At 51.4% G+C, this 21,203-nt stretch carries 16 protein-coding genes; 5 read left to right on the top strand and 11 right to left on the bottom strand.

Annotated elements, in window-relative coordinates; translation table 11 throughout:
• Positions 1–4: 4 nt before the first annotated feature.
• A complete protein-coding gene (locus GOB58_RS04940; RefSeq protein WP_086635168.1) occupies positions 5–784 on the bottom strand; it encodes a 3'(2'),5'-bisphosphate nucleotidase CysQ family protein in 780 nt (259 codons plus the stop codon).
• Between the two features lie 325 nt (positions 785–1,109).
• Between GOB58_RS04940 and GOB58_RS04935 the strand changes: the two genes are divergently transcribed.
• Positions 1,110–2,573, top strand: a complete 1,464-nt coding sequence (locus GOB58_RS04935; protein ID WP_086553438.1) for a leucyl aminopeptidase — start codon at positions 1,110–1,112, stop codon at positions 2,571–2,573.
• A gap of 40 nt (positions 2,574–2,613) precedes the next feature.
• Here the strand turns inward: GOB58_RS04935 and GOB58_RS04930 are convergent, their stop codons facing one another.
• Positions 2,614–3,060, bottom strand: coding sequence for a DNA polymerase III subunit chi (locus GOB58_RS04930; protein WP_086635137.1), 447 nt, complete (start codon positions 3,058–3,060; stop codon positions 2,614–2,616).
• A 197-nt stretch (positions 3,061–3,257) separates the two neighbouring features.
• Between GOB58_RS04930 and GOB58_RS04925 the strand changes: the two genes are divergently transcribed.
• From GOB58_RS04925 to GOB58_RS04910, 4 genes are all read left to right on the top strand, one after another.
• Positions 3,258–4,187, top strand: a complete 930-nt coding sequence (locus GOB58_RS04925; protein WP_242005219.1) for a DMT family transporter — start codon at positions 3,258–3,260, stop codon at positions 4,185–4,187.
• A 164-nt stretch (positions 4,188–4,351) separates the two neighbouring features.
• Entirely contained in the window at positions 4,352–5,209 is an 858-nt protein-coding gene (locus tag GOB58_RS04920; protein WP_086553436.1) for an aldo/keto reductase, read from the top strand.
• Between the two features lie 321 nt (positions 5,210–5,530).
• A complete protein-coding gene (locus GOB58_RS04915; RefSeq protein WP_173559496.1) occupies positions 5,531–6,835 on the top strand; it encodes a lytic transglycosylase domain-containing protein in 1,305 nt (434 codons plus the stop codon).
• Positions 6,836–7,020: 185 nt separating this feature from the next.
• Positions 7,021–7,446, top strand: a complete 426-nt coding sequence (locus GOB58_RS04910) for an organic hydroperoxide resistance protein (RefSeq protein ID WP_086553486.1) — start codon at positions 7,021–7,023, stop codon at positions 7,444–7,446.
• Positions 7,447–7,482: 36 nt separating this feature from the next.
• Here GOB58_RS04910 and GOB58_RS04905 read toward each other — a convergent pair whose 3' ends face one another.
• The 9 genes from GOB58_RS04905 to GOB58_RS04865 all read right to left on the bottom strand — a co-directional run bounded on the left by GOB58_RS04905 (position 7,483) and on the right by GOB58_RS04865 (position 20,924).
• Positions 7,483–9,168, bottom strand: a complete 1,686-nt coding sequence (locus GOB58_RS04905; RefSeq protein ID WP_265792420.1) for a Na+/H+ antiporter — start codon at positions 9,166–9,168, stop codon at positions 7,483–7,485.
• A gap of 29 nt (positions 9,169–9,197) precedes the next feature.
• Positions 9,198–10,262, bottom strand: a complete 1,065-nt coding sequence (gene glsA, locus GOB58_RS04900) for a glutaminase A (RefSeq protein WP_173559494.1) — start codon at positions 10,260–10,262, stop codon at positions 9,198–9,200.
• 96 nt (positions 10,263–10,358) lie between these two features.
• The gene (locus tag GOB58_RS04895) at positions 10,359–11,921 is read right to left on the bottom strand and encodes a TolC family protein (RefSeq protein ID WP_086553433.1); all 1,563 of its coding nucleotides are present in this window, start codon (positions 11,919–11,921) and stop codon (positions 10,359–10,361) included.
• Positions 11,918–13,726, bottom strand: coding sequence for an FUSC family protein (locus GOB58_RS04890; RefSeq protein WP_233133241.1), 1,809 nt, complete (start codon positions 13,724–13,726; stop codon positions 11,918–11,920). The genes GOB58_RS04895 and GOB58_RS04890 overlap by 4 nt, the downstream gene beginning before the upstream one ends.
• Positions 13,707–14,765, bottom strand: coding sequence for a multidrug transporter subunit MdtN (gene mdtN, locus GOB58_RS04885; protein ID WP_086553432.1), 1,059 nt, complete (start codon positions 14,763–14,765; stop codon positions 13,707–13,709). The genes GOB58_RS04890 and mdtN overlap by 20 nt, the downstream gene beginning before the upstream one ends.
• Positions 14,762–15,085, bottom strand: a complete 324-nt coding sequence (locus tag GOB58_RS04880) for a YtcA family lipoprotein (protein WP_086553431.1) — start codon at positions 15,083–15,085, stop codon at positions 14,762–14,764. The genes mdtN and GOB58_RS04880 overlap by 4 nt, the downstream gene beginning before the upstream one ends.
• A gap of 251 nt (positions 15,086–15,336) precedes the next feature.
• Positions 15,337–17,025: an aspartate-alanine antiporter gene (aspT, locus tag GOB58_RS04875; protein WP_086553430.1), complete on the bottom strand. Its 1,689-nt coding sequence runs from the start codon at positions 17,023–17,025 to the stop codon at positions 15,337–15,339.
• 101 nt (positions 17,026–17,126) lie between these two features.
• Complete coding sequence (locus tag GOB58_RS04870; RefSeq protein ID WP_086553429.1) at positions 17,127–19,853, bottom strand: aminotransferase class I/II-fold pyridoxal phosphate-dependent enzyme; 2,727 nt, start codon at positions 19,851–19,853, stop codon at positions 17,127–17,129.
• A gap of 84 nt (positions 19,854–19,937) precedes the next feature.
• Positions 19,938–20,924: a hypothetical protein gene (locus GOB58_RS04865; protein ID WP_233133240.1), complete on the bottom strand. Its 987-nt coding sequence runs from the start codon at positions 20,922–20,924 to the stop codon at positions 19,938–19,940.
• Positions 20,925–21,203: the final 279 nt, after the last annotated feature.

The raw sequence follows: 21,203 nt of genomic DNA, 5'->3' as shown, positions 1-21,203 counted from the left end.
TAAATTATGAAGAGACAGTTGTGCCGGTGCAAAAAAACTCAGGGTTCTTCCAGCCGCGTTTACCATAGAGCAGAGGGCTGCCGTCGGCCAGTGTAACATGTCCGCCTGCCGCTTCAACAATAGCCTGAGGGGCTGCGGTGTCCCACTCCATTGTCGGGCCAAGGCGGGGGTAAAGGTCTGTTACGCCCTCAGCAACGCGGGCAAATTTCACAGCTGACCCCAGGTTGCGCACAGAGGCGACTTTGCGCCCGCCCAGATAGTCTGCCAGGCGCGGGTCATCAGCATAATGGCGCGATGCCATGACATGCAGCCCCTCAGCCGGGGGCAGGCGTGTGTGTATGGCGTGTGTGCCGGTTTTGTCTTTACGCTGTGCAGGCAGGCCGACGCCACCTGTATAAAGCTGGTCATAGGCAGGCAGGGCCATTGCGCCCAGGTGGGCCCGCCCGTCACGTACCAGACCAATATTGACGGTAAAGTCGTCACGCCCGGCAGCAAATTCACGTGTGCCGTCCAGCGGGTCCACCAGCCAGTATACGGGGGAGACCTCACCATGCAGGCCTGAAGCCACCTCTTCCTCTGCAATAACCGGGATATCAGGATACGCCGCACGCAACCCCCTGAGGATATGGCGCTCGGCGGCATGGTCTGCTTCGGTCACGACAGAGGTGTCAGCCTTTGTCTGAATTTCGAAGCCGCGGGCACGGATTGTGCGGATAATGTCGGCGGCTTCTTCAGCAAGCTGTGCAGCCAGAGCCAGGAGGTGTGCGTCAGTGTGCGTGTTCATGCCAGCGGTTATACGGCAAATTAACCGAACCGTCATGCCCTCAATTCGGCAGGAATATCTGATTATCAGGCAGCCTGCGTTGTATGAGCCTCAGTCAGAGCGGGGCCGCAGCTTTCATGGTTTCTGTCTGGCTGAAGCGGGTGCGGGCATTCTGCAAACAATATTGCATCCTTTGCACAGTCTGTTTCGCTGTCAGGTAAACGGGTCGTCTTTTTTGCATCAGGGGCTGTTTGCGGGCGATAACAGTTTTTACAGGTACCTTGTCAGTCGTGCCGATCATCTCCATGTTGGGGCTACCGTTATGCGTTATGAGGACCTTAATTTTATGTTGAATATTTCATTTTCTTCCGAGGCAATCGCGCCTGGTGGTTCGCTTGTTCTGCTGGTGGCAGAAGGGCAGACGACCTCTCCGCTGTTTAAAACCGTTGATGACATGACCGGTGGCGTTCTCACCCGGGCAGCAGAGGCAGAAGAATTTACCGGCAAAGAAGGTAAGATTGTTACCGTGCTGGCGCCTGGCGGTAAGTTTGACCGTGTTGTACTGGCCGGTGTGGGTAAAGCTGAAGCTTTTGATGCTCTTAAAGCTGAGCAGGCAGGCAGCCTGGCAGCATCAGCTCTCAGAAAAACCGAGAAAATTACCATTGCCACCGGTGAGCTGCCTCATGCTGCTGACGTTGCTTTAGGGGCAACCTATGGTGCCTATCATTTCTCTGTTTACCTTAACCCGGTTGAAAGCCGTAAGGCTCACGCGCTCAGCAGCGTGACAGTTATTACAGCTGATGCAGAGAAGGTGCAGAAAAAATGGGCTGCCCGCGCGGCTGTTGCTCATGGTGTAGCACTGACACGTGACCTTGTGACAGAACCAGCTAATGTACTGACACCCGAGGAGTTCACCGCACGCATTCAGGGTCTTCGTCACCTTGGGCTTGAGGTTGAAGTGCTCGATGTGCCGGCTATGGAGCGCCTTGGCTTTGGTGCGCTTCTGGGCGTGGCGCAGGGCAGTGCAAATGCTCCCCGCACCGTTATTATCCGCTGGAACGGCGGTAAAAAAGGCGATGCCCCTCTCTCCTTCATTGGTAAGGGTGTAACCTTTGACTCAGGTGGTATCTCTATCAAACCTGCCGCCGGCATGGATGAGATGAAGGGAGATATGGCAGGGGCTGCGACCGTTGTTGGTCTGATGGCGGCTCTGGCAGAGCGTAAAGCTGCGGTTAATGCCGTTGGTGTTGTTGGCCTGGTTGAAAACATGGTGTCAGGCAATGCCCAGCGCCCTGGTGACATTGTGCGCAGTGCTTCAGGTAAAACGATTGAAGTGCTGAACACTGATGCCGAAGGCCGCCTGGTTCTGGCTGATCTGCTCTGGTATGCTGAAGAGCATGTGAAACCAGCTTTCATGATCGACCTTGCAACACTGACCGGTGCCATTGTGGTGGGCCTGGGCACAGAATATGCCGGCCTGTTCTCAAACAATGATGAGCTGGCTGCTGAGCTGACTGATGCGGGGCTGAAGTCAGGTGATAAAGTCTGGCGTATGCCTTTGCATAAAGAGTATGATGCGCTGATTAAATCTGACATCGCGGATATGAAAAACATCGGCGGACGTGCAGGTGGCGCGATTACGGCAGCGCAGTTCCTTGGCCGTTTTGTTGAGAAAACCCCCTGGGCACATCTCGATATCGCTGGCACATCATGGCTCGATAAGGGCAAGTTTGGCCAGGCTAAGGGCGCAACCGGTTTTGGTGTGAGCCTGCTGAACACTCTGGTTCACAAATATTACGAAAAGAACTGATACATCTCGTCAGTTCATATTATGTGCTGAGCCTTCTGGCTCAGCGCATTTGCTTCCAGCCTTTATCCTGCTGCTGCCAGTAGGCGAGTTCGTGTCCTGCGTCTTTCAGCGTTTTCCAGCGTATGCGGGCTGCAGCAACCGCATCTTCATCATGACCGTCAAACAGATCGAAAATGCGCTCAAAGGGCGTGGTTTCTGTACAGGTGCGGTTTTCAAGCAAAAATAGAAATTTTGCGGCATTGGGTACATCGTCTTCGGTCGTCAGCCATATCGGTTGCAGGTCGGGCCTTAAAATGCCGGCTTTGCCATGGGGCAGCCATGTGGGGGTAAAGACAGCCCACAAAGCTTTATCGAGCATTTCGAGAAAAGGCTTACTGCTGCACCACACGGCCGCTTTATTATGACTGGCAAGCGTGCGCGATAAAAGCTGAGGCAGGGCCTCTGCTGCGCTGGTGCGTGTCAGGTGATAAAAGCCAACTTTCGTCATAAATCTTTTGCTGCCCTGTCTGATAAAGACCTGTGAGTCTTCTCATGCCACGTGTGGGCCTGATGAAACAGGGTATTGTGCTGAAATAAATCGCATGAAAAGCCCGCGCTCTTCTGGTAGGCAGGCGAGCAGTGAAAAGAAAGGGGAACGTCGGCTTATGTTCCCCTCAGGGAGTGAGCTGATGTCCGGAGTGTTGTATGCAGCCTGAAAATGGCGTTTCTGCCGCGCCTGCCATGGGAGGGCGTGAATGGATCATGCTCGCTGTTCTGGCCTTTTTGTGGGGTGCTTCCTTCTTCTTTTTCAAGATTATGGTTGCGGCTCATCTGCCTGTCTTTCTGATTGTTTTCGGGCGTGTGTTTATAGCCGCACTTATTCTTAATATCTGGCTGATGATAAAGCGTGACATGCTGCCGCATTCGTGGGCTATGTGGCGCGATTTTATTATTCTGGGTATTTTTAATAATGCGGTGCCTTTTGCGCTGATAGTGTGTGGCGAGCAAAGGCTTTCAAGCGGCCTGGCCAGTATTCTGAATGCGACAACACCGGTTTTTACAATTATTGTGGCTCATTTTTATACAGAGACAGAAAAATTATCTCTGCCTAAAATTGCTGGTATTGCGGCTGGTTTTGCCGGGGTGATGATCCTTGTCGGCGGTGACCTCTTTAGCGCGCCGGGTGGTCACAGCCTGGTGGGTGAGCTGGCAAGCCTTGGTGCGGCTGTAAGTTATGCTATTGGCGGTGTGTTTGGTAAACGCTTCAGTGCGATACCGCCCCTTAAAATTGCAACCGGGCAGATTACGAGTGCGGCCCTCGTTTTGCTGCCGCTTGTTTTGTTATTTGATCATCCGTGGCAGCTGCCCATGCCGGGCCTGGATGTATGGGGTGCTTTGATCGGCATTTCATTTTTCAGCACTGTTATTGGTTATATTCTGTTTTTCCATATTCTGGCAGTTGCAGGTGCAACAAACGTCTTGCTTGTGACATTTCTTGTGCCGGTCACAGCTCTTTTACTGGGCTGGGGAATACTGGGGGAGGTTATTACCGCACGCTCGTTACTGGGTATGGCTGTTATTGGTCTTGGTCTTGCCTCTATTGATGGCCGTATTTTCAAATATTTAAAAAAATGAGCAGAGTTATTGTCTTCCGGTCTGTTATTGCGGGCCGGAGTTCAGCGATTATTATGTGTTAGTCAAAGAGCCTCCCTGAAAAAACCTGAAAAGTACCCTATACAGCAGCATTTCCGGCGTTATCGTGACAGGATACATTCCTGAAGAGCAAAAGAGAGAGCGTCATGACCCGGACAGTCACACTTTCTGACGGCACTGTACTTCCCGCCCTTGGTATGGGCACATGGAATATGGGGGGTATTCAGGGTGAGCAGATGGACCGCGAGCGCGAAAGTCTGGGTTATGGTCTTAAAGCTGGTCTGAGTGTGGTTGATACCGCCGAGATGTATGGCCACGGCCGCTCTGAAAGTCTTGTGGGTGAGGTGCTGCACTACAACAAAGCTGACCGTTTTGTTGTTACCAAAGTCCTGCCTGAAAATGCGTCTTTCGAACGTATGGAGGCAGCCTGCACAACCTCTCTTCGCCGCCTTGGCCTGCGCTGTGTTGACCTGTATCTGCTGCACTGGCGTGGTACGGTGCCCCTGCGCGAGACGGTTGAAGCCTTTCGCCGGCTCAGAGAAAAGGGGCTTATTAAGCGCTGGGGTGTTTCAAACTTTGACGTTGATGACCTGATGGAGCTTGAGCGTTACATCCGCCCGGGTGAGTGCGCCGTTAACCAGATTTTATATAATCTGGAGCATCGTGGTGTGGAGTATGACCTGCTCGATGCCGGCCGTTTTCGTAATATTGTGACAATGGCATACTCTCCCCTGGGGCAGGGGATGGCTCTGCTGCAGCACCCGGCTTTGCAAAAAATTGCTGCACGGCATACCACATCAGCAGGGCCGGCAACCCCGGCACAGATTGCCCTGGCCTGGGTGCTGAGGCAGCGTAACATTCTCGCTATTCCTAAAGCGTCTTCTCTTGCGCATCTGAAAGCTAATATCGCAGCGCAGGAGATTAATCTGACCCAGGATGACCTTGCTGAGCTGGATGCCGCTTTTCCTCCGCCGGTCAGGAAAATGCCTCTGGATATGATTTAAACACCGGCGTGCCCCGCCAAAAACCACATACCCAGCCTTATGCCTCAGGGGGGGGGGGCACAGGACATCTGAGGGGCAGGGCTGTTTATCTGGTAAAAGTATAAATCATTATTTATTGTAAAATAATAAATAATATTTTTCTTTTTGGTGTGTATTTTATATAAATAAATGAATATGGCATAATTTTTATAGGTACCCGGTCTTACTTATGCCGTAAAATAGTCTGAATATCATATCGGGTTATGTCGGAGTGTAAGGCATATACATATGAAATATCGCGCTTATTTTTCAGAGTCTGGCAGTGTTTTCGGGTGCAGATTGATGCTCCGGCTTGCTCTGATTGTAAGTGCCGGGCTGTGGGCTACAGGCTCTGACAGCGCTGATGCAGCTTCATATCGCCTTTATCGCTCTGTTTCACAGGCCTGGGCAGCGAGAGGGTTTGAAATTAATCCGCCACGTGCAACCAAATCATATAGTACACCCGGCCCGGCGAGTGACCCGTGGGGGCCTTATATACAGGAGGCGGCGCAGCGTTTCTCATTACCTGAGAAGTGGATCCGTGCCGTCATGCATCAGGAATCAGGTGGGCAGCAGTATCTCAATGGCGGGCTGACAACATCAGATGCCGGGGCAATGGGGCTGATGCAGCTTATGCCGGGCACATATTCTGATATGCGGGACCAGTACGGTTTGGGCAGTGACCCTTATGACCCGCATGACAACATTCAGGCTGGCACGGCCTATATCCGCCTGATGTATGACAAATTTGGTGCTCCGGGCTTTCTTGCTGCCTATAATGCCGGGCCTGACAGAGTGACAGCTTACCTGAATAATGGTGACCCGCTGCCTGATGAAACAGTGAATTATGTAGCTTCTATCACTCCCAATCTGGGGAGTGATGTTGTTTTGCGCGGCCCTTGGGCTTCGGTTGCCGGGCCGACAACACAGGCCGATGCCATCAGTGGCCCGCCGGAGGTTTACTATACTAATGCAGTGTTAACACGCACGGCTGACGGCTGCCTGCGTGATGCTAATGCCGCTTATGACCCTGCCGCACCATGCCTGGTTGAGCGTGATACCCCACACCCGAACCCCGCGCCTGATGAAGAAGACACCGCGCCGGCAGCACCTGCTGCCCCGGCAATGGTGGCCTCTGTGTCGCAGATAAACCTTGACGCTCCGGCAATAACAGCCGCAGCAAAGCAGCCTGTCCGTGCCGTTATCTACCGGCCGGTTGCACCGGCTGCCATGCAGGTTGCAGAGGTGTCTTATGGTGCGAGTGCGCACAGGTCACCCGCGCCACATATGCTGACGTTACCGCCCGCCATGCGCTCTGGTGTCACCACACTACCAGCACATACTGTGCTGACTGCCGGTGTGCAGGGCCACAGGGTGCAGATAGGGGCTTTCGCCTCTTATGCTGATGCAAAGCGGAGTGCTGAAAAAGGTGCGAGAGTTCTGGCATCCCGTTCAGTGGTGGCTACCCCTTCGGTTATGCCTGTCTCAGTCGCCGGGAAGTCTTTTTACCGTGCACAGCTGATTGCAAATAATGGCCATCAGGCCAGGGGGCTCTGCCAGGTTTTACAGGCAAAATCTATGCCCTGCATTCAGGTGAAGGACGGATAATATAATGTAAAAATGGCCTGTCATGCCACACCAGGGCAGGTCGCACGATCTTGACAATGAGGCGGCTTGTTTTGTCAGCCCTCAGGCCTGTATCCTGCTGTCAGCGGTACTATCTGTGTTTTTAAACTCAGATACCTCTATGTGCAGGCGCTATGCACTCAATTCTGTTTGAAAAGAGAAAAGCTATGTCAGTCAAAGTTCTTTATAGTACAGAGGCACGGGCAACAGGTGGCCGCGAAGGTCATGCTGAAACGACAGATGGTGCATTTAAGGTTGATTTATCAACACCGAAAGAACTCGGTGGGGCCGGTGGGGCAGGGAATAATCCTGAGCAGCTGTTTGCTGCAGGTTATGCTGCCTGTTTCCTGGGTGCGATGAAGGCTGTTGCCGCTAAAGACGGTGATAAAGTACCGGCAGATGCGTCAGTAACATCTCAGGTGGGTATCGGTCCGCGCGACGAAGGCGGCTTTGGCATTACAGTTGCTCTGGCTGTGTCATTACCTGGTGTTGAGCGTAAGGCAGCTGAGGCACTGGTTGAAAAAGCCCACCATGTCTGCCCGTATTCTAACGCAACACGCGGCAATGTTGACGTAAAACTGAGTGTTGTCTGAGACTGTTTTTATGGCCAGGGCTGAGTAAAGCCCTGGTTAAGGTGTGCTTGCGTGAGGCAGCGCCTTTGCCTCGTTATGCAGCTCCTGTTCGTGGATATCCATTTCACGAACAAAAATACTTTCTGTCGAGTTATTGATTTTTCCTTTGCGAAGCAGCCGGTGAAGCGTATCGCGCTGCGCACGAATAATCATCAGGCGTAATGCCAGTTCTGCACGACGGTTGCGCAGTGAGAATTCATGTTCTTTGTCAGGGTTAGACTGCTGGCTGTCGAGTGACTGCAGCTGCTCCTGATATTCATGTAAAAGCAGAGGAACGGCTGTATCGTGAGCCAGCTGCATATCCGGCGTGATTTTATTAGCACTATCGTTGTTTCGGGTTGCTTCACGTTGCAGGAGTGTAATTGCTGTCGTTACCAGCGTCGCGCGGGTATCGTCTATTTCCTGTTGAGCGGCATTGCCGGATTCTCCCTGGGCGGGAAGGATTTTGAGCATATAAGGCAGGGAGAAACTGGCGAGCAGGAGTGAGGTAACAATAACGCCTGCGGCAATGGTGATAATCAACGCCCGTTCAGGAAATTCCGTGTCTCCCGGCAGAGAAAGCACTGCGGCCAGAGTGATCGTTCCCCGCGTGCCTGACAGTGCCAGCACCAGTTTTTCGGGCCATGAAAGCACAGCGTAAATGCGTTGCCGCAGATGTGCGACAAGGTGCTGACAGCCATCAGACAGGACAACCCATATAAACCGGATCAGGCTCATGGTGACCTGTAGCGCTATGATGGCAAGAGGAATTTCCCACGGGGAAAATCCACCATCGAGCCTGACCTGCTGAGCATGCACGATAAGTGAGGGCAGCTGGAGGCCAAGCAGTAAAAAAACAATGCCATTGAGCGTGAAACCTGCAATCTCCCAGACCGCTGTTGTCTGTAGCCTGGTTTCAATACGGGTTTTGTTCATAATCCCGCTCATACGCATGGTCATGCCGGCACTAACAACGGCCAGAATACCCGATGTTTCGATGTGTTCAGCAATGAGATAGATGGCGAATGGTGCCATCAGAGTTTGCAGTGTGTAGCTTGAGGGGTCGTTCAGGCCGGCCCTGAGGAGAAACGCTTCAAGCCGGCTCAGCAGGAAACCAATGACAATGCCAGTGACAATACCGCCTGCAGCAACCCATACAAAATTGGCAGAAGCTGTTTTGAGTGAGAACAGCCCGGTTGTTGTTGCTGCAACGGCAAACTTAAAACACACCAGACCAGAGGCATCGTTAAGAAGGGCTTCTCCCTGCAACAGATTTAACAGGCGGGGAGGTACGCTCCCGCCGCGCAGAATACCTGAGACGGAAATAGCATCAGTTGGAGAGAGCGCACCCGCCAGCGCAAATGCTGCTGCCAGGGGTATGGCAGGCATCAGCCAGTGCAGAATCATGCCGCCACCTGCTGTGCTGACAATCACCAGACCGATGGCCATAGCAAAAATGGTGTTTCGCAGTTCACCAAACTCACGCATGGGAATGCAGTAGGCGTCGGCAAACAAAAGTGGCGAAATGAACAAAAGTAAAAACAGTTCACTGTCGAGGCCGACATTGAGCCCGGCAAGGCTGGCGCCGGCACCTACAGTAATCTGGATCAAAGGCATTGGTACACGCAGTCTGAGCATGCGTGCAGTCACTCCGGTGAGCCCCGTAATGGCGATGAGAGAAAGGGCTAAGAGCGTTTCCTGCATAAGAGAACCAATGCGTTTCTGGTGAAAGATTAATTTGTGTTTATCTGGAATATACTCACCTTCAGATCATGTGCAACAGACTGAATAGCCAGCTGGCCACGTACGCTGTTACCCGCTGTATCAAGAGCTGAAGAATAAACTGCGATAGCCATTTTGCCCGGCACAACCGCTACAATACCGCCGCCGACACCACTTTTTGCTGGCAGGCCAACATTATAAAGCCACTCGCCCGAGGTATTATAAAGGCCGGCCGTCGCCATAACTGCCAGAACACGCGCGCTGGTTGTGGCATCAGTAACTTTTTTATGAGTCACAGGGTTGGTGCCACCGCTGGCCAGTGTGGCTCCCATAACGGCCAGGTCCTGTGCTGAGACATTATAGGAGCATTCGCGCGTATACAGGTCGATTGTCTCAGTCGGGTCAGCATAGAGGTAGTTATAGCTTTGCAGCAGAATGGCTATTGCCAGATTGTGCTGATTATCAGCCATTTCAGAGGTGTATACGTCTTTGTTTAACGCCAGCTGACGTCCGGCAAAGGCAGAGGCTGTACTGAGTACACTCTCCCATTTCGCTTCGGGTGAATGACCTTCAACAAGGCTGGCTGTGGCAATGGCGCCGGCGTTTACCAGCGGGTTGCCGGGCGGAGGGCTGCCTGTGAGTTTGTCGTTATTGAGTTCAACAGCCAGAGCAGAGTTAAAAGGCAGGCCGGTCGCATTGACCCCGATCTTTTTTTGAATAACGTCTGTCCCCTGTGCTTTGAGCACATGAGCCAGAGTGAAGACCTTAGCGATTGATTCAACCGGGAAGAGATAATCGGCATCACCGGCTTTAAAGATTTTACCGTTAGTGGTGACCACCGCAATGCCATATAATTTTGTGTCTGCTTTGGCCAGATAGGGGATATATGAGGCATTTGCACCGTCTGATACCGCTTTATAGCGGGTATAGGCCCGGTCAACAGCCTGCTGAATAGTGAGGGTATGTGCAGGAGGCGACGCCTCGCGGGCCGAGGCTGCGTGGGGCTGGCTCAAAAACGCATAAGAGGTGACTGACAGTGTGACCAGGCAGGTCAGCAGAGCATGTGGTTTTGTCATCAGATCAGCTTTCTTTTGTCCTCTGAGGGAGACAGAGTGAAAGTGTCAGTCTGCCCTCATGCAGGTAACGCGTTAAATGACAGTTTGTAGGTAATTTTACCCAAGAGAACCTGTGCTGAAGGCAAGGCTTGCTGCGGCAATCAGTGCTGCATAATAAGCATCTGAACGGCTGATGGTTGAATCGAGCAGACCATTCCGGGCCATTTCGGCCTGTGTGACAGAGCCTGCCCCATGCGTATAGGCCGTAAATGATGCATCAAAGCTTGTTTGTGAGGCGGTGTACAGCCTGCCCGCGGCATTGTAAGCACTCAGACTTGTGTGCAGAGCGTTTTCTGCCGTGACAATTTGCTTGATCGACTCATTAACGGTCTGTTTCAGGGTGGCATTAGCACTTTCTTCCTGGTTATGCGCACGTTTAAGCAGAGCAGCTTTAAGACCACCATCAAAAATGGGGATGCTGACCCCCCCCAGTATCAGTGAGCTGAACCGGCTGCCTGACAGGTTGAGTGTCGCATCATTACCAGCACCAGGGACAGAGCTCAGCGCCATATGCCCGGTAGAATATGATATATTACCTGTTGTAAAAATACTTGGCAGAAAAGCATCGCGCGCTGCGGTTACCTGGTGGCGGGCTGCACGGGCTGCTGCATAGGCGGCCAGAACATCAGGGCGGCGTGCGACTGCAGCTTTCACCATATTATCGCTCATGCGCACATCATCGAGTGAAAGTGGGCGGCCTGAGACATCTTCAAATGTAATATGAGAGTCAGCTGAAACGCCAGCGGCTGTCAGCAGGCTGACATAGGTGTTTTCACTTTCACCTTCAGCCTGTACCAGGCGCAGCTCAACCTGAGCTGTAGCCTGCTGTGCCTGTGTGACGTCAACAATAGTGCCCTGACCATGTCTTAGCCGGGCTTCAGCGGCCTGTTGTATATGGCGGGCATTTTCGAGTGCTATGCGGAGCAGTTTAATGCGTGAAGCGGCTGCCGCATGTGTATAAAAGGCAATTGTAACGCCATACATGACCTTCTGGTGCGCCGCGGTGAAAATCACGTTAGAAGCAAGCTGTAACTCACGGGCTGAACGTACGAGAGCTTCACGGCGGCCAAAGTCAAATAAAAGCCACTTCATGCTCAGTGTTTGTACTTCTCCTGCGCCATGGCTTTGCCGGCCTGGTGTGCCGTCAGCATTGAGTTCATAGCCATCTCCGGTAAGTGACGCGTTAGTTTTGTCACTTCTGCTCCGTGACCAGCCGCCGACAACAGCTGCAGAGAGGTAAGGCAGATATGTGCTTTTGATAATGCCCACAGCAAGAGCTGCGTTACGAGCGGCTTCCCACGATTTTTTGGTATCAGGATTGGCGGACTGTGCCACATCAATCAGGTCGGGCAGCGAGTAAGGTTTGCCGGTTCGCGGTGGCAGAACGGATGAAGTGCCGGCAGCGAGCGCTTTAAAGTCAGAGGGCAGAACATAACCAGCAGGGAGTGTAAGCCCTTTTTTATGCTGTCTGCCTGCTGCCACAACAGCACCGTCGGAGGCAACACTGGGCGACCAGGGACTGTTATAGCGTGCTGGTGCGGTTGAGAGTTCAGATGTGGCACAGCCTGTCAGTGTCAGAGCCATGGCGGTCAGAACACGCAGAGAGCAGCGGGATTTCATGGTGTCAGGCTTTCCATAGTCTCGATACGGTGTGAGATGCCTGGCGGGTTGTGTCCTTCTATAATTTCCGTAGACATCAGGTCTGCATCATGAAAGGCCGCCTTAAAAGCATGCAGATTTGTCATTCCTGCCCGTATATTGGCTGGTTCAGCTTCAGCAAATTCTACGGAGATTTCGCCTTCGGCAATAGCTGGCTGTAAAGTCATGAGGCAATCTGTCTGTGTTTTCAGGTCTGGTGCGGCCTGAAGTTTTTTAAGGATACCGGTAACCTTATCAAGCTGCCCTGCAATGCTTTTATAGGCACTTGTGGGCCAGAAACTGGTGTACATGGCATAAGTCAGAAAATTACCAATAAGAACACCAATTACACGGTCACGGGCGGTTGTCATGTTGCTTGTCGGCCCAAATGAGCTGAGGTCACTCAGGTCAAAGGCCAGTGCTATCTGAAAGCCGGCATAGGCAATGCGCTCATCACCGCTTTTGATCCATGCTGCAAGCAGAGAGACCACAAATACCATGATAAGGAATGCCGTTATTCCGTTCATATGTGGTAAAAGATAAATAATTGATAAAATACCTATCGCCCCGCCTATTGTGGCACCAATAATACGCAGTGTAAGTTTGGAGATCATGGCCCCCATTGTTGGCTGCGCAACAATGAAGCAGGTGATAATGCAGGTATGAATGCCTGGCCAGGTCACCGACCGAAAGAGCACATAACTGCACATAACTGCAGCCGTACCTTTGAGAGAAAACCGGACATGTTCAGGATTGGTAAAAGCATCAGCGCTAAAGAAACCGGTTTTTTCTTTTTTGGCTTTAGGTTTGCTGGCCGCAGGTGTGGTGTCAGGCTGTGTAAAAACCGACAGTAGCTCAGACAGAGACTGATAGGCCGCATACTCGTTGTCTGTAACTGAGACATCACGGCATGAAGGGCATTTTTCTTTTTCAAGAATTTCTGCCATCTGAGTCATTGTTTTAATCAGCTCTGCCGGCAGGGCAGGTCGCTCTGCGCGGCAGGATTCTGCTCTGGCAATAGCAAGAATTGTAACAGAACAGCGTGCAGCCTGTGACAGGCAGGCCAGCTCATGCTTGTCCCACATGCGCTCCAGCCCTGACAGTTTTGCCATTTTAAGCATGGGAGCCGCACCCTTGCGCAGCAGAGAGGTTGCATGTGCCAGGGTATTTTTATCCGGGTGTTCGCTAAGCAGCTTAATGCTCAGGCGTATACGTGCGGCAATTTCCAGTGTTAAAAAATGGTGCGGTGAGGGGCAGATCAGCATGCCCAGGATGATCAGAACAGCTCCCGGAACCAGGGTAAATAAATACGTATAGAGCAGCGCACGCGTAATCAGTTCACCAATAGGGATGTTCTCAAGAACAACCAGCCCGAATACTGTAATCAGCCCGAGAAGGTAGGCTACTGGTTTGAGCTTGCTTGCCGAGGACAGAAAGAAAAAACAAAAAGACAGAACAGAAATACACGAAACAAAAACGACCGGGCCATCAAGGGTAAATGTGACCATTACAAAAATCAGGCAAAGCAGCAGCCCGACCAGAATATTAACCAGTATGGCAACAATGATGTTTGTTACCCGGTCTTTTTGCCATATGGCCATGGTGACAAGAGCTGTCACCCCCAGGTCTGGTACCTGCCATATCTCGCCAGCCAGGGTGGATGCCGTACACCCTGCTGCCATACGCAGTGCATAACCCAGTCTGCCAGGTGCGGGGTCACATATCAGTTGCCACACGCTTCTGGCTGTAAGTGGCGGGGAAAAAATTTTAATGACAGGAGGAGCCATGGCGAATCTCGACCGAGGCAGTTGCCCCCATACGAATAAGTAGAGAGGGTGGGTTCACAAGCTTAATACGAACGGGGAAACGCTGCGCAACATGGACCCAGTCCATCTGGCGCGGTATGTAAGGTAAAGACCGGCTGAGATCGATGCCATCTCCTGACATGACGCCCCAGCCAATACTTGCGACCCGCCCTTCAAGAGGTACGCTACGGTCGATCATAGAATAAACGGTTGCACAGTCTCCCGGTTTGATAGCCCGCAGGTAAAGCTCGCGTATGTTGGCGATGGCATACCACTGGTCATCAACGATCAGCGTAAATAATACTTGGGAGGGTGCCAGCACCTCGCCGGCCTTAACGGTCAGGCTGGTAATATAGCCGCTTTCAGGTGCGTAAATACGTGTCTGACGGAGCTGATAGCGGGCCTGCGCCAGTGCCGCTTCGTTGACAGCAACAGCAGCTGTCGGGGTATCAAGGTTGCCAATAGCAACGTCTGATGCTTCTGACTGCTTGCGGGCCTGAATGACAGAAATATTGGTGTCATTTTGTGTCACACGGGCCTGGTCATATTGCTGCCAGGGGATGAAGGCACGTTTCGCCAGAGGTTCAAGGCGCGCGGTCGTGCGGTCAGCCAGTGCGTTATTTTTCTCGGCTCTGTTCAGCTGGTCATGGGCTATGGCAGCCTGCGCCTGTCTGACAGCCAGCATACGCTGCTGGTCAGCGAGGCTGGCTTTTGAAAGGGCAACACTGGCTTCAGCCTGACGTACAGCCAGCTGATAGGGCTCAGGGTCAATGACATAGAGCAGGTCACCCTTATTGACATGCTGGTTGATGACCACATGCAGTTCTGTCATGCGCCCGCCCACAACCGCGGCCACATGCACGACTTCAGCAGCAATTGCAGCGCTGTCACTGGTTGGATAGTTATCATCGCGACTGGCAACATACAGGGTGACAGCGGTTGCTGCAGCAATGGAGATGAGAGCAACAAAGACACCCGTATATTTTTTTAGCGGGCTCTGCGAGGGAGATTCAGTATTCATGGGCCAAAAACAACCAGCCAGAAGACAAGGGCGATGATGGTGCCAAGCGATACGTAAGTAAACAAACGAAAGCTGAGCCAGGCATCAATGCCAATGAGAAGAAAAAGGATACGAAGACAAAGGGCAGAGCAAACCCCGATCAGGGCGCAGAGCATCCATGACGGGAAATAAGCCCCGACAATCGGAAAGGAGGGAGCAACATTAAAACCACATCCGCTCAGAAAAAACGGTATCAGCGCAGGGGCTATATTACTGGCCGTGAAGGAATATCTGTGCGTAAATTTCTTTTTCAGAAGGGAAAGAAAAGGCACCAGAAGCATGGATTTTAAAGTTACCTTTTGTGAGATTATTTTAGTAATCTGATTGATTTTGTTCACTTTATCAAACCATAAAACAGAGGCTATTCCAATAAATTTCTCTAAAGCAGATTAATAATTTTATATGAACAGCCTGTTGTTTTATGTTAGAAAAAAATTGTCTTTTTTATCGTAAGAAAACATAATATAAATTTTGCCGGCAATCAATGTTACGGTTGCCGGCATGAACTTTGTGTATACTTTGCGTGTTGTTACTACGTCAGCAGGAGTACAATCACAAGCCCCCACATCGTCAGTAATGTGTTGCTGACAGCATAAGGCACAGTATAGCCAAGCATTGGCACATTACTTTTAGCGACGTCAGCAATCATCGCAACAGAGGCCGTACTGGTACGTGCACCACCACAGCAGCCAAGGTTGATGGCCGGGTCAAAGCGGAAAATATATTTGCCAATGAGTGGTGCCAGAAGCATCGGAAAGGCTGTGGCAAAAACACCCCAGAAAAAGACACTCAGGCCTGCTTCCTTTAATCCTGTGATGAAGGTTGGGCCAGCAGAAATGCCCACAACAGCAATAAAAATGTTGAGCCCGACCGTGTTCATAAACCAGACAGAAGCAGCGGGAATGTTACCCAGTTTAGGTGTAACACTGCGCAGCCATCCCAGAATAAGGCCGGCAATCAGTGCACCGCCTGAGGCTGAGAGCGTGATGGGGATACCAGCAACGGGCAGGACTATGGAACCAAGCAGGCCGCCGACAAAAATGCCAGCCCCCACCATGACCATGCTTGTGACGTTGGTCGGGCGGTCAGCATAGCCAACAGCATTAATCAGCGTATCGACATTACGGCGTGTGCCTGTCACGGAGATAATATCTCCGCGGTTAATAACGGTCTGAGGCAGAGCAGGGATTTCAACGCTCATAGAGCCACGGCGGATCGAGTTAATATAAATACCGTGGGCATATGGTGCGCGTGCCAGGTCAATAAGCTTGCTGCTGTTAATCTGTTTGCTGGTAACAATGACATTGACGGTTTCAACCGGTATATCAATCAGCTCGCGGTCAGCCACTTCTTCAGCGTGGTTTGACCAGTAGACCAGAGCCTCATGAGAGCCGGAGACGGCAACAATATCACCCTGCTGTAAAACGGTGTTATTATCAAACGTGATGATTTTGCCGTTACGGCGAAGGTTTTCAAGAAAGAGACGTTCTTCACTCTCCTGCTCAGCCTCAGCTACGGTTTTGCCTGCAATAAGCCCTGCTGTTTCCAGCTTGTAGGCACGTACAATATATTCGTGCCAGGCGGTCTCAGCATGATCATCATCAGGCTTAATGCTCATTTCGCGTTCATAACGCTGACATTCCTGCGTCAGGTTGATGCCGAGCAGCTTCGGGCCAAGAAAAGCCAGCATCCAGCCGGTGCCTACAGTGCCAAACAGGTAGGTCACGGCATAGGCAACCGGAATGGCATTAAGCTCTGACTGAATATGCTCAGGAGACAGGTTTGTACGGTTTATGGCATCTGTCGCAAGACCGATCGAAGCTGAGATGGTCTGTGACCCGGCAAGCAGGCCTTCGGCCATGCCAGGGCCATAGCCTGACATTACGGCTGCCAGATAGACAGAGCCCAGGCACAGCAGAGAAATAACGACAGCAAACAAAGCCTGAGGCAGGCCGTCATTGGCAATGCCTCTGACAAACTGTGGCCCCACACCGAACCCGACAGCAAACAAAAACAGAATGAAGAAAACAGATTTTACCTGAGGGGAAATGGTAATGCCGAGCTGACCGATCAGAACACCAACGAGCAGAGTGCCCGTAACAGCACCCAGGCTGAAACTTGAAAATTTGAGTGAACCTACCCAAAACCCGATAGCAAGTGTCAGAAAAATTGCCAGCTCCGGAGCTGAACGAAGCGTTTCAGCAATCCAGTGTAAGATCATCTGTAGGCTCTCCTTTTACCTGTAAGATGGCCTGCGTTGAGGAGCACAAAAATATACCTCCCCCGGTGTTATCCGGGGGAGGTATAGCCAGCGCATGAATTTTATTTCTTTTTGTCTTTGCCTGCTGTGCGTTTAAGCAGTTTCAGGCCCAGGTTTTTGTTGAAGCCATGAATTTCTTTGACATCAAGCTTACGCATAAAATCAACAATGCCCTGAGTAATGACCTGCCCGGGCACCATGATGGGGAAGCCAGGAGGGTAGGGAATAACAAAGTTGGCTGAAACCAGCACAGGCCCTGATTTAAGGCGTTTATCAATTTCGGGGTCATCAAGCGGAATGTATTCGCACTCGCTCTCTTTATAGGCATCATAGAACGCGCGGCGGATGTCGCCATGCAGGGTGTCAGCTTTAGGTTTTTCGCGGTAACGATCATCAAAGCGGCTGAAATCAGGCAGTTCTGGCAGGTCTTCAACCAGTTCACGCACTTTCAGTCTGAAAGCTTTTTTATAGTCGTTGGCGTTCTCGGTAATTTTGTTATCGAGATCAAGAGCAATTTCAACCAGAACACGAATGAGCAGCGCTATGTCACTGCGTGTATTGTTGATATTGGACTGAAGAAGAACGCTGTTACGCGATGTTTTGTTAAGCTGAATGTTAAATTTATCAGCCAGAATATTTTTGAAAGTGGTGCCGTCAAACCCGGCATGACCACAGAAGAGTGTCATACGGGTCGGATCAAGCATAAACTCGTCTTCTTTAATGGCCTGCGCTGCTTTGTCCCAGCTGATATCATGGCTGTTGTAGCAGGTAATGCCTGAAGGACGGTAAGCAGAAGGAATCATCTCAGAGCTGTCGAGCACCTTGAAATATCTGGAGATGACGGGGTGGCTGTTAACCTGCTTTCTGATTTCAAGCGAAATCTGCACAGCGTTGCTGACCAGGCCATATCCTTCCAGCTGCATCTGGCGGCGGGCCACATCGAGTGAGGCAATGATCTGAAGGTTCGGGCTGGTTGAGGCATGGGTGAACACGGCCTCGTGGAACTGAGCCTCGACATGTTCGAAGTCAACATCCCTGACCAGAACGATCGAACCCTGACGCAGTGCAGACATAGATTTATGCACAGAGTTTGTCTGATACACGCGCAGACGCACAGCCCGCGGGTCTGGCACCAGGCGGGTGTTCAGCAGGGTTTTATCATCTGGTGCGTTCCCCAGTTTTTTCTGCTGGTCTTCCCATGCTTTCAGGGCGGCTGGTTGTTTGAGGCTTTCGGTCAGGACAGCGGCAGCACCCATAGCTGTGCGCTGGCGCAGCAGCGGTGACCAGTGTGCAAAACCAAACCAGGCTTCATCCCACAGGAAGACGAGGTCGGGTTTAATAGCCAGACATTCTTCCATGACCCGGCGGGTGTCATACACATGGCCATCGAAAGTGCAGTTGGTCAGATCAACCATCTTAACACGGTCGAGCTCGCCCTGTGCTTTGAGTTTAAGCAAGGCTGTCTTGATGGTGCGCAGAGGCACAGCGCCATACATAGAGTATTGTGCCAGGGGGAAGGCCTCAACATAGTAAGGCTGAGCCCCTGCCAGCACACAGCCATAATGGTGTGATTTGTGACAGTTGCGGTCGAGAATAACGATATCGCCCGGGGCAAGAAGAGCCTGAAGGACCATCTTGTTACTGGTCGAGGTGCCATTCGTGACAAAGAAAGAGTGATCGGCACCAAAGGCTTTTGCGGCCAGGGCCTGAGCTTCTTTGATGTTACCTGTGGGTTCGAGCAGGCTGTCGAGCCCGCCGGTTGTGGCTGAGCTTTCTGCCAGGAAGAGGTTAGGGCCATAAAACTCGCCCATGTCACTGATCCAGTTGGAGGTAAAGACAGACTTACCCCGGGCAATCGGCAAAGCATGGAATGTGGCTATTGGCCGCTGTGCATACCGTTTCAGATTATCAAAGAAAGGCGTTTTATAACGGTTGCGGATACCTTCAAGAATGGAAAGATGCAGCTCAAGCGGCTCTTCCATCTGATAGAAGATGCGGTTGATAAAATGGCATTCCGGTTTACCGGCCAGCGCTTCAATATTTCTGTCACTCAGCAGGTAGATATCAAGCTCAGGGCGAATTTTTTTAATGGCCTGAGCAAGGCGCAGTGTCAGAATTTCATCGTCAGAGGCGGAGAGGTCAATAACGGTGTTGAACACATCAAGCAGCGGGTTTTCGTTTGCAGCATGAGCAGCAAACCCTTCGTAAAGAACAACGGCGCTGATATCAGGGTTAATCAGAATAGCTGTCAGAGCATCAGGGGCGTTACCCACAATGACTGTCTGATAAATAAACTCGTCTTCAGGGCGGCGCACACCACGTGCTTCTTCCTGAATATGCTGCCAGCGTGACTGTGCATGAGGTACCACGCTCAGAACTTCAAAATAAGGTTTGTTCTTAATATGCGTCAGGGCCTGAGGCAGGCGGTTAACGGGTTCATCCTCAAGCTCTTCAAGGTTCCATGCGCTGACATCGCGGTGGTATTTCTGTGACACGATGGTTGTCGAAATACGCTGTGCCAGGCGCAGGAATGCCTTGGCATCATCTTCCTCCAGCCATTGTTTCAGGCGGGCCAGCAGGGCTGTGCCAGGATAGGCAAAGAACAGGTCAATTTCTTCAAGTTTTGTCAGGGCAGCACTCAGATCTTTTTTAATGCTGTCTGTTTTTGAAGAGGCTTCAGCCCAGTTCCGTGCAAGGTACAGAACATTCAGCCAGTTGTCAGAGCGCAGAGCTGGCGTTGCCAGTGATGTGCTGATCAGAGAATGATCAGAGGCAGAGTTCGATGTCATGAGAACGATCCTTATTCAGCCGCAAAAAAGAGCTGACCCTGCAGAGTTACGGCATTACGTTCTGCCAGGGCTGTTTAGAAAAGGCTATCTGTTGACCGGAATAGTGACGACAGAACCCGGGTTCTGAGTTGTTTTGGAAAGCTCAGACAGCATTTGCATCATGGTAAATGCCAGTTTGCTGTCAAAGTCTCTTTTATCAATCCAGTAGTAATAGTCGTCATAATGCACAGAGACGAAGTCATGATGTGGTCGTTTGTGCGATGAGTAAACTTTAATAAGAGATTGGTCCTCTTCATTCTGTGAAGTATTATTTCTGCGTGTGCTGCCTGAAGAGATCTCGTCATCGGGAATCTGGATCTGATAGGCAACCTGCCCCAGGATGCTGAGCATGCTGCGGGTTAGCAGTCTGACCTCACCGGGCTGAGCCTCTCCCACACCATAAACAATCTCGACGCGGGAAGAGCGGGAGGAGAAATGGAGAAGCTTTTTTACCTTTTGCTCGATCGCCAGCAGATGGGCGTCATCTGTTGCAGTGAGGCTGAGGTAAACGCGGCTGTGAGGTGGTGTTTTGTCAGTGGCGGATGCTTTATCCTGTTCAAGCTGAATACTGAGCAGCCCGGCTGCCTGTAGCACACGAAGGTCGTGAATCAGCTCAAGGAACTCGGTGGTCTGTGTATTAGCTGCCGCTGTCAGGTCATCAGAATTTTTAGAAAATGGCCTGTTATTGCTCATCATATTGACAGACTGAACTGACAGACGCAGCAGAATATCAATGGGCAGCCCGCCCATAGCCAGCGGGAGCAGGGTTGCAGGGGGAAGCGGGCGAAGGAAGCTGTATGCGTAGGCATCACCCGTAACAGGCTGGAAGGTGAAAGTTGGTGTTTCCTGAAACTGTCCTGCTATTCCGCCATTAGGCCGGATGGGGAAAGTATCAGAGGCAACCCCCAGGAACGAGCTTTGCTGTAGCTGATAGCCTGAGATAACCTGCGTTGTATTCAGCATGCCGGGGGCGTCAGCGTAGCGCAGGCGTACGAGGTTGAGCAGAGTTTGTTGTTTGTTCGATTCAATCATCGAATCTGAATATTGCTCAACATCTCTGCCGAGCCTGTGAGAGCCCAGATTATAGCACCCGCTCAGAAAAAGAATACTGCTGCATAGTGCTATTTTCTTAATGCATCTCATCTCGAATCTTTCCGCTTACAGGCTGGCATGGCTGTCACAATGAAAGTCAGAGGCCACATATTACTCATACGCTATTTTATTCTTAACATAACACTGAGCGTGCGGGGAAGATATTGAGATAATATTATGTATATATAAAGGGAATTTTTTTATTTTTTAGTTACATTT

The organism is Acetobacter thailandicus, from assembly GCF_011516655.1.
GTDB classification, from domain to species: domain Bacteria; phylum Pseudomonadota; class Alphaproteobacteria; order Acetobacterales; family Acetobacteraceae; genus Acetobacter; species Acetobacter thailandicus.
Note: the sequence above shows the minus strand (reverse complement) of the source record. Positions and strands in the feature narration are given on the sequence as shown.

Coding starts and splice junctions, on each gene's coding strand:
- GOB58_RS04940 (WP_086635168.1), bottom strand. CDS start 784: ATGAACACGCACACTGACGCACACCTCCTGGCTCTGGCTGCACAGCTT.
- GOB58_RS04935 (WP_086553438.1), top strand. CDS start 1,110: ATGTTGAATATTTCATTTTCTTCCGAGGCAATCGCGCCTGGTGGTTCG.
- GOB58_RS04930 (WP_086635137.1), bottom strand. CDS start 3,060: ATGACGAAAGTTGGCTTTTATCACCTGACACGCACCAGCGCAGCAGAG.
- GOB58_RS04925 (WP_242005219.1), top strand. CDS start 3,258: ATGCAGCCTGAAAATGGCGTTTCTGCCGCGCCTGCCATGGGAGGGCGT.
- GOB58_RS04920 (WP_086553436.1), top strand. CDS start 4,352: ATGACCCGGACAGTCACACTTTCTGACGGCACTGTACTTCCCGCCCTT.
- GOB58_RS04915 (WP_173559496.1), top strand. CDS start 5,531: ATGCTCCGGCTTGCTCTGATTGTAAGTGCCGGGCTGTGGGCTACAGGC.
- GOB58_RS04910 (WP_086553486.1), top strand. CDS start 7,021: ATGTCAGTCAAAGTTCTTTATAGTACAGAGGCACGGGCAACAGGTGGC.
- GOB58_RS04905 (WP_265792420.1), bottom strand. CDS start 9,168: ATGCAGGAAACGCTCTTAGCCCTTTCTCTCATCGCCATTACGGGGCTC.
- glsA (WP_173559494.1), bottom strand. CDS start 10,262: ATGACAAAACCACATGCTCTGCTGACCTGCCTGGTCACACTGTCAGTC.
- GOB58_RS04895 (WP_086553433.1), bottom strand. CDS start 11,921: ATGAAATCCCGCTGCTCTCTGCGTGTTCTGACCGCCATGGCTCTGACA.
- GOB58_RS04890 (WP_233133241.1), bottom strand. CDS start 13,726: ATGGCTCCTCCTGTCATTAAAATTTTTTCCCCGCCACTTACAGCCAGA.
- mdtN (WP_086553432.1), bottom strand. CDS start 14,765: ATGAATACTGAATCTCCCTCGCAGAGCCCGCTAAAAAAATATACGGGT.
- GOB58_RS04880 (WP_086553431.1), bottom strand. CDS start 15,085: ATGCTTCTGGTGCCTTTTCTTTCCCTTCTGAAAAAGAAATTTACGCAC.
- aspT (WP_086553430.1), bottom strand. CDS start 17,025: ATGATCTTACACTGGATTGCTGAAACGCTTCGTTCAGCTCCGGAGCTG.
- GOB58_RS04870 (WP_086553429.1), bottom strand. CDS start 19,853: ATGACATCGAACTCTGCCTCTGATCATTCTCTGATCAGCACATCACTG.
- GOB58_RS04865 (WP_233133240.1), bottom strand. CDS start 20,924: ATGATTGAATCGAACAAACAACAAACTCTGCTCAACCTCGTACGCCTG.